We start from the raw sequence: 15,202 nt of genomic DNA, 5'->3' as shown, positions 1-15,202 counted from the left end.
GCGTTAGCGAATGCTTAGCTCAATAAGCAAAATACGTTAAAACTCAAAAGGCTCCTATTATGGGAGCCTTTTTGTTTTCTATGACCTATTTCAGGACGAGACATGTTTGCGGATTCGCTATTGGGGCGCGAGGGAAGGCGCTTAACAGAGTGGTACTTATAAACAGATTAGTACTTATAGAAACTAACGGTAGGTCATGAAAGCGATAACGGCGCCAGCGACCACAAGACAACCGCCAATGCGTCGCAGTTGCGTGTCGGGTTGTTCGCTCAGTTGCGCGACCATGTTTCTCCAGCCATTGGGTGCAATCAAAGGGCCGAGCCCTTCAACAATAAGTACGAGCCCAATAGCGAGCCAAATTGATTGAGACATGCTTCTGCCTTTTGTCTGTAAAAACGCAATGATATCAGCATCTTTACACATTCGCCTTCAGTTACGGGTGGTTTATTTCTGTACAGCATTAACGTTTATGAACAAAAAGTGACTGCAAGAAGTGTGATTCAGTGCTAGAATCCATTTTTAATTAGCAACAGAAATTGGAAAGATGGGAAATAACGTAGTCGTTCTAGGCACCCAATGGGGTGATGAAGGTAAAGGTAAAATCGTTGACCTTTTAACTGAAGATGCAAAATACGTGGTTCGCTACCAAGGCGGTCACAATGCAGGTCACACACTTGTAATTGACGGTGAAAAAACCGTTCTTCACTTAATTCCATCAGGTATCCTACGCAATAACGTTAAATGTGTTATTGGTAACGGTGTAGTATTATCGCCTGACGCACTTCTAAAAGAAATGAAGCCTCTTGAAGATCGCGGTATTCCAGTACGTGAGCGTCTTTTCATCTCTGAAGCTTGTCCTCTAATTCTTCCGTACCACATTGCTATCGACAACGCGCGTGAAATCGCTCGTGGCGCTAAAGCTATCGGTACAACGGGTCGTGGTATCGGTCCTGCTTACGAAGATAAAGTTGCTCGTCGCGGTCTACGCGTTGGCGACCTTTTCGATAAAGAAGCATTCGCTGAGAAGCTAAAAGAAGTTATGGAATTCCACAACTTCCAACTAGAGCACTTCTACAAAGCTGAAACAGTAAGCTACGAAGAAGTTCTTGAGCAAGCGATGAGCTACGCAGACATGTTAACTGCGATGGTTATCGACGTAACTGACGAACTAGACGCAGCACGTAAGCGCGGCGACAAGATCATGTTCGAAGGTGCTCAAGGTACGCTACTAGATATCGACCACGGTACTTACCCATACGTAACGTCTTCTAACACGACTGCTGGTGGTGTTGCTGCAGGTTCTGGTTTCGGTCCTCGTCATATCGGTTACATCCTTGGTATCACTAAGGCTTACTGTACTCGTGTTGGTTCAGGTCCATTCCCAACTGAGCTATACGATGGCCTTGAGAAGCAAGACCCAGTTGGTAAACACCTAGGCGATGTTGGTCACGAGTTTGGCGCAACAACGGGTCGTCTACGTCGTACTGGTTGGTTCGATGCTGTTGCTATGCGTCGTGCAATCCAAATCAACTCTCTATCTGGTATGTGTCTAACTAAACTAGACGTTCTAGATGGCCTAGAAGAGCTAAAAATCTGTACTGGTTACAAGATGAAAGATGGTTCTATCCTAGAAGTTTCTCCAATGGCTGCTGAGTCATTTGAAGAAGCAACGCCAATCTACGAAACAATGCCTGGTTGGTCTGAAAACACATTTGGTGCTAAATCTATCGACGCGCTTCCACAAGCTGCTCTAGATTACATCAAGCGTATCGAAGACCTAACTGGTGTTCCAATTGATATCGTATCAACTGGCCCAGATCGTAACGAAACTATCATCAAGGTTCACCCATACGGCGCATAATGCCCGTTGAGTGATTACCACAGCACAAATCGTACTGTGGTAATTAAAGTACTTTGCTAGTTAAAGTGCTCTGATAATGAAATAGTTTTCTAAAAGCCGACTTTATTAAGTCGGCTTTTTAATACCTGCAATGTGGCTAAGCACTCTTTGATGGTGATATTTTAAGCGTCATCAGGCAAAATATTGCCCATTAGCGGCAAGTTTTGTCTAAAGCCGTCAGGGTTATTGCCGATACAGATATCATGGAAAGTGAAGTTCACCCTATTTTGGGGCTTGTAGAGATTGTCTGCATCCACCAAGAGATAACTTTAGCGACAGATAATAGAGTGCAGGTATGAAGCTACGAATTGTGGCAGCTTCATTGATAATGGCGCTGAGCTCACCCTTGAGTCATGCAAATTTGGCTGAAGTGGGAGAGCCTGTTCCAATATACACAGAAGCTGAACTGATTAAGTTAATCGAAAATAATCAACATCTTGAGCGTGTGAAAGCGGATAAGTGCCAACTAGTGGAAGACATCGTTGCGCGTGCAACGCGTATTAGTTTGCCTTCTTATGAGTTTTTATACGGCGATATGTTGGCGTGGGGCGTGTGTGTTCCACAAGATGTAGAGCTTGGCCTTTACTATATGGAAAACGCGGCACATCAAGGTTTGCCAGCTGCGCTAGAACAGCTAGGGCGTTATTACTCTCGTGGTACTTTGGTACAACAAGACAAAGAGCGCGCGATTCCGTATTTACGTGAAGCCGCCTCTATGGGGAACCTAAGTGCGAGTATCCACTTAGCGGAACTCTTGCTGCGTGATTACGGTAGCCCGTTAGATTATGAAGATGCTTACCGTTGGTTGTATAACTCGGTAACGGCTGATCAAAGACAACACAAACGCATCACTGTGCTTCGTAGCGGTTTAGAACAGAGAATGCCAGACAATATTATTGCACGAGCAAAACGTCGAGACGTGTTCTGGTAAGAGCGATTATTGAATGAGCGTTGATGATTAATGACTGCACTCGTTAATGATTGACCTACATTAAAAAGGCCTCATAGGTATATACCGATGAGGCCTTTTTTGATTTAACCGTTGTCTCGATTTACCCGCTTTTTAGAGTTAACAGAAAGCGTAGCGAATGAGTTGGAGTCGTTATTGAACTACTTCACCAGACTCAATCACCGTTTCACGAACAATTTTGGTGAAGTCGAGTGCTTCTTGGCGGATTTTATCTTCGTCTACCGTTAACATGTCGCGGTCTTGCATGATTATCTTGCCATCGACAATGGTGTGGCGAACGTTGCCAGAGTTAGCTGAGTACACTAATGCAGAGTATGGGTTGTAGACAGGTACCATGTTCGGAGCCTTAGTATCGATTACTATGATGTCGGCTAGCTTACCCTCCTCAAGAGAACCGATCTTATCTTCCATGTGTAGCGCTTTTGCTGCGCCCATTGTCGCCATGTCGATCACTTTGATCGGCGGCATTGCAGCACGATCTTTATTAACCAGTTTGTGAACTTTAGCCACTTGGTTGAACTCATCAATGGTGCTCAGTGTGTTACCTGACATTGGACCATCAGTACCTAGACCAATACGCACGTCTTCGTCATACATCTTAAGTGCTGGTGATACGCCTTTTGCTGATTTGATGTTAGCACTCATGTTATGAGCGACACCCATATCTGACTTTTTCACCAGTTCGATATCATGGTCATCAACCAAGATCATGTGTGCACCCACCAAGTTTTTGTTGAGTGCGCCAATGCTGTCCATGTATTGAACTGGGGATAGGCCTTCTGAGCGCTCGGCGATTTTCTCTTCTTCGCGGTGCGATTCAGCAAGATGAATCATCACAGGTACATCTAACTCTAGAGAGAGCTTGGAAATTTTCTGCAGGATCTCAGTCGTATTTGTGTAAGGCGCATGTGGGGCAAACGCTGGGGTGATACGCGGGTGATCTTTGTATTCTTCAATGAAGTTCAATGCGTACTTAATGCCCTCTTCGGCGTTGGCTGCGTCAGCGACTGGGAACTTAATCACGGTTTCACCAAGAATGGCACGCATACCGATCTTATCGACGGTTTTCGCTACTTCATCTTCAAAGTAGTACATGTCGGCGTAAGTGGTTACACCGCCTTTTACCATTTCGACGTTACCTAGGTTAGCACCAATACGTACCATGTCGCGTGACACCAACTTCTTCTCTAATGGGAAGATGTAGCGGTGCAGGCGATCAGGCACATCATCGGCTAGTGAGCGGAAAACCGTCATTGATACGTGAGTATGAGTATTGATGAGACCTGGCATAACGATGTCACCATCCACATCGAGTACCTGCTTAGCTTGGTATTGCTTCTCTAATGAAGCATCGCCTACCGCAATGATCTTATTGTCTTTCACGACAACAGTGCCGCTTTCATAAACCGTTTTGTCTTGATTCATGGTGAGAACCATCGCATCGGTAATCATTAGATCGGCTTTTTCCATCGCTGAACTTGCAAATGGAAATAGAGCGAGGCTTGCCATTGCTGAAGCCAGTAGGGTGCGTTTTAATTTCATATCAATACTCAGAACAGGAGTTGGTAAAGTGTGTGGATAATAGTGTATTTCATTCATGGCGCAAACGTTTGTTTTATCGTTTGCTTCAAATTCTGATGATAAACGTGGCTATGAAATAATGTTTCACAGCATGAAAATGGACATCAATCTGAGGTTATTTTAGGCTTTTCCAAAGCATATCTGTAGGTTACCTCTAGCATCAGATATACTAGGGGTATATACATTCCTTGCTTAAGCAGGCCCGCCTATGTCAAAAAACACACCAATGCCAGAAAACACGACAGCGACAACCACTGTTGACCCTTTTGCCGACCGAGAGTCGAAAAATTACGAAAACCCAGTACCAAGCCGAGAGTTCATTATTTCGTTCCTAACAGAAGCGAATATTCCAATGAACCGTAATGACCTATTCGAAGCTTTGGGTCTTGCTGGAGAGGAGCAATATGAAGGGCTGCGTCGTCGTTTACGTGCAATGGAGCGTGATGGACAGCTAATCTTTACTCGTCGTCAGTGCTATGCATTGCCCGAGAAGATGGAACTGATTAAAGGCTATGTGATCGGTCATAAAGACGGTCATGGTTGGGTTCGCCCAGATGGCAGTGTAGGTAAAGATAACGATATCTTGTTGCCGCATCATCAGATGAAAACCATCATGCACGGGGATTACGTGTTGGCTCAGCCGACTGATAACAGTAAGCGTGGTCGTCGTGAAGGTCGTTTAGTGCGTGTTCTTGAAGAGCGCAAAACGCCACTGGTTGGTCGCTTCTTCCTAGAATACGGCCATTCTTATGTGGTTGCTGATGATTCACGTATTAGTCATGATATTCAGATCCCTACTGAGCATAAAGGCGGTGCTCGAATGGGTAATGTGGTTGTGATTGAAATTACGGATCGCGGTGGTCGTTCTCGTAACATGATGGGTAAAGTCACTGAAGTTCTTGGTGAGAACATGGCGCCGGGTATGGAAACGCAAATTGCGATCCGTACTCACCAGATCCCACAAGAGTGGCCTGAAGCGGTAGATAAGCAAATCGAAAACCTTGGTGAGCATGTTCCTGAGGAAGCAAAAGAAGGACGTGTTGACCTGCGTAAACTGCCATTAGTTACCATTGATGGTGAAGATGCACGTGACTTCGATGATGCCGTTTACTGTGAAGCGAAGAAAGGCGGAGGTTGGCGCCTATGGGTAGCGATTGCTGACGTAAGTTACTACGTTCGCCCTGATACTGCGCTAGACAAAGAAGCGATTAACCGTGGTAACTCGGTATACTTCCCGTCACAAGTGGTGCCAATGCTGCCAGAAGTCCTTTCTAACGGCTTATGTTCACTGAACCCTCAAGTCGACCGTTTATGTATGGTGTGTGAGATGACTATCTCAGACAAAGGTAAACTGTCGGGCTACAAGCACTACGAAGCAGTAATGAATTCTCATGCTCGTCTTACTTACAACAAAGTAGGCGCAATCTTAGATGGCAATGAAGAACTTCGCGAGCGTTACGAGCCAGAAGTACCGCATCTTGAAGAACTGCATAAGATGTACAAAGTACTTAAGAAAACGCGTGATGAGCGTGGTGCGATTGAGTTTGAAACGGTCGAAACGAAATTCATCTTCAATGCGGATCGTAAGATCGACCGTATTGAACCAGTAATCCGTAACGATGCACACAAGATCATCGAAGAATGTATGATTCTTGCGAACATCGCATCGGCATCTTACGTAGAAAAAGCGAAAGAGCCTGCTCTGTACCGTGTTCATGAAACTCCGGGCGAAGAGCGCTTAATGGGCTTCAAGAGCTTCTTAAGTGAATTAGGTTTAACACTGGAAGGTGGCCTGTCGCCATCTCCAGTAGACTACGCACAACTGATGCAACAGATTAACGAGCGTGAAGATCGTGAGTTAATCCAAACTATGCTGCTGCGTTCAATGAAGCAAGCGGTATACAACGCGGATAACGCGGGTCACTTTGGTTTAGCACTTAAACGCTACGCTCACTTTACCTCGCCGATTCGTCGTTACCCTGACTTGTTATTGCACCGTGCGATTAAGTACCTTATTGCGAAAGAAGGTGGGCGTAACAGCGAACGTTGGACGCCTACCGGTGGTTACCACTACACGTTCGATGATATGGACTTCTACGGCGAGCAGTGTTCAATGACTGAGCGTCGTGCTGATGACGCAACGCGTGAAGTAAACGACTGGCTGAAGTGTGAATACATGCAAGACCATGTCGGTGAAGTGATGGATGGCGTGATTGCCAACGTGACTGGCTTCGGTTTCTTTGTGCGTCTAACTGAACTGCACATCGATGGTTTAGTACATATCTCAGCGCTAGCGAATGATTACTACCAATTCGATGCTGTTGGTCAGCGTTTAGTCGGTGAAAGCTCAGGTAATATCTATCGCTTGGGTGATTCGGTTAAAGTGAAGGTTTCGGCGGTTAACTTAGAAACTCGTCAAATCGACTTTGATTTAGAAGACACCGATCGTCAGCCGCGTGGTAAAGGTAAAACCGCCAAGAAGCGTGCTGCTGAAGCGATGAAAAAGGCGAAAAGCAAAAAGCGTTCAGCGGTGAAGAGCAATAAGCCGGGCGTACCTGCAACGCCTTTAGTTGAGCCAACTAAACGACCAGATGGAAGTAGCGAAAGCTCAGCTAAGAAGAAAAAGCCCGCGAATAAAACCGGTGCTGCTAAAGCTCGTGCTAAGAAAAAGCGCGCAGCAAGCCGTAAGCCAAAGGCTGATAAGTCTTAAGTTATCGTTTTACAATGACAGCAAGGCTTAACGTCTAACGGATTTAAATGCGAGAGTATCAGGCGGAAGATGCATGCTCTCGAAATAAACAATACAGAGATGGATGCATCGGGTTTGATGTCGTTCATCTCTGAGCAATAAGAGTAATTTGAGACAATGAGTAACGAATTTATTTACGGTATTCACGCGGTGAAAGCCGTACTAGAAAAAGATCCTGCGCGCTTTATCGAAGCTTATGTATTGAAGGGCCGCCAAGACGAGCGTCTTCTTCCATTACTGAACCAACTGCAGCAGTTTGGTGTGTCGATTCAACAGATGGGTCGTAAGCCGCTTGATGAAAAATCACAAGGCGCGAATCACCAAGGCATTATCGCTAAGGTGAAACCTGCTAAGCAGCTTAATGAAACTCACCTAGACGACATCCTAGCGCAGCACGAACAACCGTTACTGTTGGTTCTAGATGGTGTAACAGATCCGCACAACCTAGGCGCTTGTCTGCGTAACGCAGATGCGGCGGGTGTTGCTGCGGTTATCGTACCGAAAGACCGTTCTTCGCCGTTAACAGCAACGGTTAGCAAGGTAGCGTGTGGTGCGGCTGAAACGGTTCCTCTTGTACGTGTAACTAACCTTGCTCGTACTATGCGTGCATTGCAAGAACAAGGCGTATGGTTCGTAGGTACAGCCGGCGAAGCAACGCATGATATCTACCAAGCGAAACTAACAGGCCCACTTGCAGTTGTGATGGGAGCCGAAGGTGACGGTATGCGTCGTTTAACTCGTGAAACTTGCGATGATCTGATTAAGATTCCAATGGCAGGTAGCGTATCGAGCTTAAATGTTTCTGTGGCGTCGGGTATTTGCCTGTTCGAAGCGGTAAGACAGCGTTTAGCTCAGTAATGCGTTAACGCTGCTTTAAGTCTATGAATTTATTAGCGCTCACCACTTGCTGGTGGGCGTTTCTTTTTAGGCTGTTATAGCAAAATCCATCGGTTTGTCGGATGGCTAGATGGCGACAGAAAAACTGTTTTATTATTCGCCAAATAGCGCTTGCCAATACCGGGTTCTTTCTATAACATTTGCCGTCCTTAAAACTCGGTCATTTATCTTTAGTTCCTTGCTTCCTCTGGACGACCGGGCCACTCGTGGAAGCTAATAATCCGTAAGGAGCAACCAAATGCGTCATTACGAAATCGTATTCATGGTTCACCCTGATCAAAGCGAGCAAGTTGCTGGCATGATCGAGCGTTACACTGGTTCTATCACTGAAGCTGGCGGTACTATCCACCGTCTAGAAGACTGGGGTCGTCGTCAAATGGCTTACCCAATCAACAAGCTTCACAAAGCTCACTACGTTCTTATGAACGTTGAAGCTGGTCAAGAAGTGATTGACGAGCTAGAAACTGCTTTCCGTTTCAACGATGCAGTTCTACGTAACATGATCATGCGCACTAAAGGCGCTGTGACTGAGCAATCTATTATGCTTAAGCAAAAAGAAGAGCGTGCAGAGCGTGCTCCTCGTCGCGAAGAGCGTACAGAAGCTAAACCAGAAGCAGCTGCTGAGTAATTCTTTTTTGGCTTAATGCCTTAAAAAATTCTCAACTTGTTTAAGGTCATTGATAGTTATTTCGATAATTGTGAAAGACCGCTTTACTAAATTTAAGATCAGGAGATAGCCCATGGCTCGTTTCTTCCGTCGTCGTAAATTCTGCCGTTTCACTGCAGAAGGCGTACAAGAGATTGACTACAAAGACGTAGCAACTCTTAAAAACTACATCACTGAAGCTGGTAAAATCGTACCTAGCCGTATCACTGGTACAAGCGCTAAGTACCAGCGTCAACTAGCTCGCGCTATCAAGCGTTCTCGTTACCTAGCTCTACTACCGTACACTGACAAGCATCAGTAATCGGTAATAGTTAATAATAGTTTAAGAGGACTAAGATAATGCAAGTTATTCTACTTGATAAGATCGGTAACCTAGGTGGCCTTGGCGACCAAGTAAACGTTAAATCTGGTTACGCTCGTAACTTCCTTATCCCACAGGGTAAAGCAGTTATGGCAACTAAAGACAACGTTGCTATGTTCGAAACTCGTCGTGCTGAACTAGAAGCTAAAGTTGCTGAGCAACTAGCTGCTGCTGAAGCTCGTGCAGAGAGCGTTAACACTCTAGAAGGCGTTACAATCGCTTCTAAAGCTGGTGACGAAGGTAAACTATTCGGTTCTATCGGTACTCGTGACATCGCTGACGCTATTACAGCGGCAGGTGTTGCAGTAGCTAAGAGCGAAGTACGCCTACCTGAAGGCGCTCTACGTAACATCGGCGAATTCGAAGTAAGCATCCAACTTCACTCTGAAGTTTTTGCTACTGCGAAAATCGCTATCGTTGCAGCTGAGTAATTTCAGTACCAAGACGAATTCTTTCTTTTGAAAGTTTTAAACACCAGCTTCGGCTGGTGTTTTTTTATGTCTGGAATATAGGAAAAGGTAAGAGAGGGTTACATTAGGTTAAAAGCCTACTATGATCCAAAAGCTCTGATGGCTGAACAACCAGCCATGGAATTAGAATTGAAAGAGTAGGTTAATCGACAGCACAGAGTCTTCTTTGCTTAATCCTTCAGGAACTTTGTCGTGGTATTGACGAGAGTGAGCGATCTTCAGCGCGATATTGTCAGTGATATCATTGATGGCTTCTAATTCGGTATCAAACTTAAGGTTGCTGTGACCAGACACTAACGTCACGTCCGCTTTAAACTGCAAGTTCTTCAACACCTGCCATGATGTATTCACATTGCCACGGAAAATCGCTTCTTCAACAATTTCAGGAAAGATGATGTCATCGTCGTCTAGTTCATCGAGATTCGGTTCTTGATAACGAAAACCCGGCCCGACTTCCACTTCCAAAACAAACTCTTCGGTATTCGAAAACTGATAACCCAGACCACTCGAAACGGTATAGTCCTTAAAGTAAGCACTGTATCGTGAATCAACACCTTTGAAGCTGCCGTAAAGGTAGGTTTTAGGACTTAACTTGTAGTCACTCTGAGCCGAGTAAGTCGATTGCCTTTTATCTTCCTCACCATCTTTATAGAGATTGTAGTATTTCCATTCGCCACTGGTTCTATGACGACCAGCGGTATACTCACCGTTCAGGCGTGCGTTAAGCGATCGTGAATCCGAATTACCAGTATGCGACTGATATCCAAATTCGACCTCAGTCTTTAGTGGGTTAGGCAGCTCTGTATCAGCCGTATCACTTGGTGCGATATCCAACTCTTTTTCTTCAGGTGTCGGTGCAACGACGATCGGCTCAGCTGTAGTTTCTGGTACTACTATAGAGTCGAGAATAGAATCAACAGAGGTATTAGCATCAACAGAGGTATTAGCATCAACAGAGGTATTAGCATCAACAGAGGCTTTAGTATCATCAGCTAAGGCCAACGGAGTGCTCAGGAGACCGATGCTTAGAAGACTAGAGCTCAGAAGACCAGTGCTCAGAGCCAATAATTTGGACACGCATACCCCAGTTATACAGTGAATGAATGGAAGGATCGTAATGCTACCCTTGGTTAATTCCGTCAGCAATAAGTAAATTCTTTCTGAAGAATAAAACAAACTCATAGGATCGGATTACAAATGGATGTTCTTGGGTATAATGAACGATCATTATTAGTTATTGAGTGTAGTCATAGTGGATACCAAAAGTCAGAAATCAGCCAACGATCAGGTGGACGCCATCAAGGTCCCGCCACATTCATTAGAAGCTGAGCAATCTGTTATTGGCGGTTTGTTATTGGATAACGAACGCTGGGATACAGTTGCCGAAAAGGTTGTGGCCAAAGACTTTTATAGTCGTCCTCACCGTCTGATCTTTGAAGCGGTAAAAGATATCCTTGAAGAAAGTTCTCCTTTGGATCTTATTACACTCTCTGAACATCTAGAGCTGCGTGAGCAACTTGAAGAAGTGGGTGGCTTTGCTTACCTGGCTGACCTAGCTAAAAATACCCCAAGTGCGGCGAACATTAACGCTTACGCGGATATCGTGGCACAACGTGCGTTGGTACGTAGTCTGATTGGTGTTGCGAATGAGATTGCTGATTCTGGTTACGATCCTCAAGGTCGTACATCGGAAGAACTTGTTGATCTGGCTGAAAGTAAAGTCTTCGCGATTGCTGAAGGCCGTGCAAGTGAAAATGAAGGTCCACAAAACGTTGATAGCATTCTAGAGAAGACACTAGAGCGTATCGAGATCCTGTACAAAACGCCGCAAGATGGTGTGACAGGTGTCGATACTGGCTTCAACGACCTCAATAAGAAGACTGCAGGTCTACAAGGTTCTGACTTAATTATTGTCGCGGCTCGTCCATCGATGGGTAAAACCACCTTTGCGATGAACTTGTGTGAAAACGCAGCGATGAAACAAGATAAGCCTGTTCTGATCTTCTCTCTTGAGATGCCAGCCGAACAGCTGATGATGCGTATGCTTGCGTCACTTTCTCGTGTAGACCAAACCAAGATTCGTACCGGTCAATTGGATGATGAAGATTGGGCGCGCATTTCATCGAGTATGGGTATTCTTATGGATAAGAAGAATATGTATATCGATGATAGCTCGGGTCTGACACCAACAGAAGTACGCTCTCGTGCTCGACGTATTGCTCGCGAGCATGATGGTATCTCTATGATCATGATAGATTACCTTCAATTAATGCGTGTACCTTCGTTATCTGATAACCGTACTCTTGAAATCGCCGAGATCTCTCGCTCATTGAAAGCGCTCGCAAAAGAGCTCAACGTTCCGGTTGTTGCACTTTCTCAGCTTAACCGTTCCCTAGAGCAACGTGCTGATAAGCGTCCAGTAAACTCGGATTTGCGTGAGTCAGGTTCGATTGAGCAAGATGCCGATTTGATCATGTTCATCTATCGTGATGAGGTTTATAACCCAGACAGTTCATTGAAAGGCATCGCTGAGATTATCCTGGGTAAGCAGCGTAACGGCCCGATCGGTTCGGTTCGTCTGACATTCCAAGGGCAACACTCCCGATTTGATAACTATGCAGGCCCTGCATTTGATGATGAGTAATCGCTAATGACTTACATGAAAGCGGCGACGGCGAGCATTGACTTAAACGCGCTCGAACATAACCTGAACCAGATAAAGTCGAAAGCGCCTCAGTGCAAGGTAATGTCCGTTGTGAAAGCGAATGGCTACGGACACGGCTTACTGCATATCGCTAAGCATTCAAAAAGTTCTGATGCTTTTGGTGTGGCGCGTATTGAAGAAGCATTACAACTTCGTGCTGGTGGCATAGTTAAACCTATTTTGTTGCTGGAAGGCTTTTACTCTTCGGGTGACTTACCCATTCTAGTAACCAATAACATTCAAACCGTGGTGCATTGTGAAGAGCAATTAAGCGCGCTAGAGAATGCCGATTTGGAAACACCCGTTGTGGTATGGCTAAAAGTCGACAGTGGTATGCACCGCCTAGGCGTTCGCCCTGAGCAATACCAGAACTTTGTTGAGCGTTTGCATCAATGCCCAAATGTGGCAAAGCCATTGCGCTACATGAGCCATTTTGGATGTGCTGACGAGTTAGATAGAACCACAACAGTTGAGCAGACTGAGCTTTTCTTATCTCTTACCGACGGTTGTGAAGGGGAGCGTTCACTTGCGGCCTCTGCAGGTCTATTAGCTTGGCCTGATAGTCATCTTGATTGGGTTCGCCCCGGAATCATCTCTTATGGTGTTTCTCCGTTTGTTGATAAATCAGCGCAAGAGCTGGGCTTTTTGCCGGTGATGACTCTGACTTCACACTTAATTGCGGTTCGTGATGTGAAGGCTGGTGAAAGTGTGGGTTATGGTGGTAACTGGACCAGTGAGCGTGATACCAAGGTTGGTGTTATCGCAATTGGTTACGGCGATGGTTATCCTCGCACTGCACCTAACGGCACCCCAGTATTCGTTAATGGACGAAAAGTACCAATCGCAGGGCGTGTCTCTATGGACATGCTAACGGTTGACCTTGGTCCTGATGCTACGGATAAAGTGAGTGACGAAGCGACGCTTTGGGGTAAAGACTTACCCTCAGAAGAAGTGGCAGAACATATCGGCACTATCGCTTACGAGCTCGTGACTAAACTGACGTCTCGCGTGGCAATGGAATACGTAAAATAGATATGTTCAAGCGAACTTCTCGATACTGGTTAATGTCTGCAATGGCAGTAACTGGTGTCAGCTTTTCTTCTTCTGTTCTAAGTGAAGAAAAAGATTCCGCTTTTGTTCCTTTCTATTTCAGTACTGAAACCATGGGCAATACCTTTGGGGTTGCTGGTGTCGCAAAGGGCGTTTGGCAACCTCAAGCGGCTCTGTTTGGTATGGCTTTGTATTCAGACAAAGACAGCTATGTCGGTTTTCTATCGGCCTTTAATTATGCCTTGTCTGAGAATATCTTGTTTAGTACTCAGATGTACCAAGCGCGCTTCAACGACAATCCTTATTATATTGGCTCTCAAGGCGATAACGATTCATCTATCGATGACAAAACTATAGTTGATGGCTTAGAGCAGAATTATCAGTTTGAATTTAAATATCTGCTGCCTTGGGGCAATGTTGCAGAGCATGGCTTACTCGGCGCGTTTCAACCAATCAAAGAGGTCAGTTTTGCTTCGCCAGTCGAATCGGGTGTCAGTTCGATTTTATTTACACCTTTTTATACTGCTCGTGAGCTAGAAGGTTTAAATAATACTGAAGAGGCGACCGGTTTTAGTTTGGCGTTCGATTGGGATAATCGTGATAGCACACGTAACCCAACCAAAGGATCTCATACCAATCTTGAGTTCACGACGGGCGCTGAAAGTTGGTCTAACGACGATTTGTGGCTGAAATGGACTTTTCAAAACAGTCAGTACTTCGCTTTAGGTCCTCTAGGAGACTTGTTCGACCAACAAGTTGTGGCACTCGATTTCTATACTGCTGATACACCAACCTGGGATAACTGTTCTGGGCAGGAGTGTGCTCGTCCACCGGAAACAGAACAAGCTCGATTGGGTGGTTTGTATCGTTTACGTGGCTATACCGGAGGTCGATATCATGGGCGATCTGCTGTTCACTATTCTGCAGAGTATCGAGTGCTCCCAGATTGGCAGCCACTCGGTGATATTCCGCTGATCAACTACTACGACCTGCCTTGGTGGCAATGGGTCGCATTCGCCGAAGTAGGGCGTGTGGCTGATGAGTACGATATCAAAGAATTGCACACCGATATGAAATGGAGCTTAGGCGGCGCGGTTCGTTTTCAAGTGGAAGGCATTGTTGTTCGTGCAGAATTAGCGCGAGGCGGTGATGAAGGGACCTTTAGGGTTATGATAAACCAGCCCTTCTAAAGCTTTCGGCCTACAGTAGGCCAAATACTATCTTGATAAGAGTGGTCGTGGAAACACACCACTCTTTTTGTATTAAAAAGGCACTGTTTTTATTAATAAAATCTTGCTTTCAAATGGTCTACTCACCTTGAATAGTCGCAATCACTGTGCGGCTGCCACCACAATCACGGTGTTCACCCAAGTATATTCCCTGCCATGTTCCCAAAGCTAAACGACCGTTGGTTATCGGAATTGTCACACTGGTGCCAAGTGTCGATGCTTTAATATGAGCAGGCATGTCATCATCACCTTCATAGGTGTGTCTGTAATAAGCGGCTCGCTCGGGTACGAACTTATTGAAGTGTGATTCCATGTCGCGGCGAACCGTCGGATCGGCGTTCTCGTTGAGTGTGAGGCTGGCAGAAGTATGTTGAAGAAAAAGATGTAATAAACCAACAGATAGAGAATTGATATCGTTTATCTGTTGTTCAATTTCATCAGTAATGAGATGAAATCCACGCTTTCGTGCATTTAGGTGTATAGTCTTCTGAATCCACATACGCCATCCTTTATAATGTGTTTGGAAAAAAAGTGGTTTAACGCTATCTTTTGAACTTGAATTTATCAGCTATCGCTCACATTTAATTATGTTAGAGCCTGAGTCAGCATCGATCTCTCTATCAG

The 15,202-nt window shown here is 45.3% G+C and carries 14 protein-coding genes; 10 read left to right on the top strand and 4 right to left on the bottom strand.

Features of this window, described 5'->3' with window-relative positions; translation table 11 throughout:
• Window positions 1-183: 183 nt before the first annotated feature.
• A complete protein-coding gene (locus ACFI6G_RS20620; RefSeq protein WP_010434105.1) occupies window positions 184-372 on the bottom strand; it encodes a DUF2065 domain-containing protein in 189 nt (62 codons plus the stop codon).
• Between the two features lie 172 nt (window positions 373-544).
• Here ACFI6G_RS20620 and ACFI6G_RS20615 point away from each other — a divergent pair, with 172 nt between their 5' ends.
• Entirely contained in the window at window positions 545-1,861 is a 1,317-nt protein-coding gene (locus tag ACFI6G_RS20615) for an adenylosuccinate synthase (RefSeq protein ID WP_010434108.1), read from the top strand.
• A 334-nt stretch (window positions 1,862-2,195) separates the two neighbouring features.
• Window positions 2,196-2,831 (top strand): flagellar protein MotX, encoded by a 636-nt coding sequence (gene motX / locus ACFI6G_RS20610; RefSeq protein WP_010434109.1) that lies wholly within the window; start codon window positions 2,196-2,198, stop codon window positions 2,829-2,831.
• 171 nt (window positions 2,832-3,002) lie between these two features.
• On the opposite strand, the gene ACFI6G_RS20605 is transcribed toward motX, so the two are convergent.
• Window positions 3,003-4,412, bottom strand: coding sequence for an amidohydrolase (locus ACFI6G_RS20605; protein WP_016790127.1), 1,410 nt, complete (start codon window positions 4,410-4,412; stop codon window positions 3,003-3,005).
• A 247-nt stretch (window positions 4,413-4,659) separates the two neighbouring features.
• Between ACFI6G_RS20605 and rnr the strand changes: the two genes are divergently transcribed.
• The 5 genes from rnr to rplI all read left to right on the top strand — a co-directional run bounded on the left by rnr (window position 4,660) and on the right by rplI (window position 9,556).
• Window positions 4,660-7,161: a ribonuclease R gene (gene rnr, locus ACFI6G_RS20600; RefSeq protein ID WP_016799329.1), complete on the top strand. Its 2,502-nt coding sequence runs from the start codon at window positions 4,660-4,662 to the stop codon at window positions 7,159-7,161.
• A gap of 156 nt (window positions 7,162-7,317) precedes the next feature.
• Window positions 7,318-8,058, top strand: a complete 741-nt coding sequence (gene rlmB, locus ACFI6G_RS20595) for a 23S rRNA (guanosine(2251)-2'-O)-methyltransferase RlmB (RefSeq protein WP_010434114.1) — start codon at window positions 7,318-7,320, stop codon at window positions 8,056-8,058.
• A gap of 277 nt (window positions 8,059-8,335) precedes the next feature.
• Window positions 8,336-8,725: a 30S ribosomal protein S6 gene (gene rpsF / locus ACFI6G_RS20590; protein WP_004741278.1), complete on the top strand. Its 390-nt coding sequence runs from the start codon at window positions 8,336-8,338 to the stop codon at window positions 8,723-8,725.
• A gap of 112 nt (window positions 8,726-8,837) precedes the next feature.
• The gene (rpsR, locus tag ACFI6G_RS20585) at window positions 8,838-9,065 is read left to right on the top strand and encodes a 30S ribosomal protein S18 (protein ID WP_000090472.1); all 228 of its coding nucleotides are present in this window, start codon (window positions 8,838-8,840) and stop codon (window positions 9,063-9,065) included.
• 38 nt (window positions 9,066-9,103) lie between these two features.
• A complete protein-coding gene (gene rplI / locus ACFI6G_RS20580; protein ID WP_010434182.1) occupies window positions 9,104-9,556 on the top strand; it encodes a 50S ribosomal protein L9 in 453 nt (150 codons plus the stop codon).
• A 162-nt stretch (window positions 9,557-9,718) separates the two neighbouring features.
• Here rplI and ACFI6G_RS20575 read toward each other — a convergent pair whose 3' ends face one another.
• Window positions 9,719-10,672, bottom strand: a complete 954-nt coding sequence (locus ACFI6G_RS20575; protein WP_462710455.1) for a DUF481 domain-containing protein — start codon at window positions 10,670-10,672, stop codon at window positions 9,719-9,721.
• Between the two features lie 175 nt (window positions 10,673-10,847).
• Here ACFI6G_RS20575 and ACFI6G_RS20570 point away from each other — a divergent pair, with 175 nt between their 5' ends.
• The 3 genes from ACFI6G_RS20570 to ACFI6G_RS20560 are packed head-to-tail and all read left to right on the top strand — an operon-like array spanning window position 10,848 to window position 14,539.
• Window positions 10,848-12,239: a replicative DNA helicase gene (locus tag ACFI6G_RS20570; RefSeq protein WP_016767560.1), complete on the top strand. Its 1,392-nt coding sequence runs from the start codon at window positions 10,848-10,850 to the stop codon at window positions 12,237-12,239.
• A 6-nt stretch (window positions 12,240-12,245) separates the two neighbouring features.
• On the top strand, window positions 12,246-13,331 hold the full coding sequence (gene alr / locus ACFI6G_RS20565) for an alanine racemase (RefSeq protein WP_016767561.1): 1,086 nt from the start codon (window positions 12,246-12,248) through the stop codon (window positions 13,329-13,331).
• Window positions 13,332-13,333: 2 nt separating this feature from the next.
• Window positions 13,334-14,539, top strand: a complete 1,206-nt coding sequence (locus ACFI6G_RS20560) for a BamA/TamA family outer membrane protein (RefSeq protein ID WP_010434204.1) — start codon at window positions 13,334-13,336, stop codon at window positions 14,537-14,539.
• Between the two features lie 118 nt (window positions 14,540-14,657).
• Here ACFI6G_RS20560 and ACFI6G_RS20555 read toward each other — a convergent pair whose 3' ends face one another.
• Window positions 14,658-15,077 carry a secondary thiamine-phosphate synthase enzyme YjbQ gene (locus ACFI6G_RS20555; protein WP_010434207.1) on the bottom strand — a complete coding sequence of 140 codons (420 nt, stop codon included), beginning with the start codon at window positions 15,075-15,077 and terminating at the stop codon, window positions 14,658-14,660.
• Between the last annotated feature and the right edge of the window lie 125 nt (window positions 15,078-15,202).

This window comes from Vibrio sp. PSi01, assembly GCF_054960695.1.
This window is presented reverse-complemented; position numbering and strand designations above follow the sequence as displayed.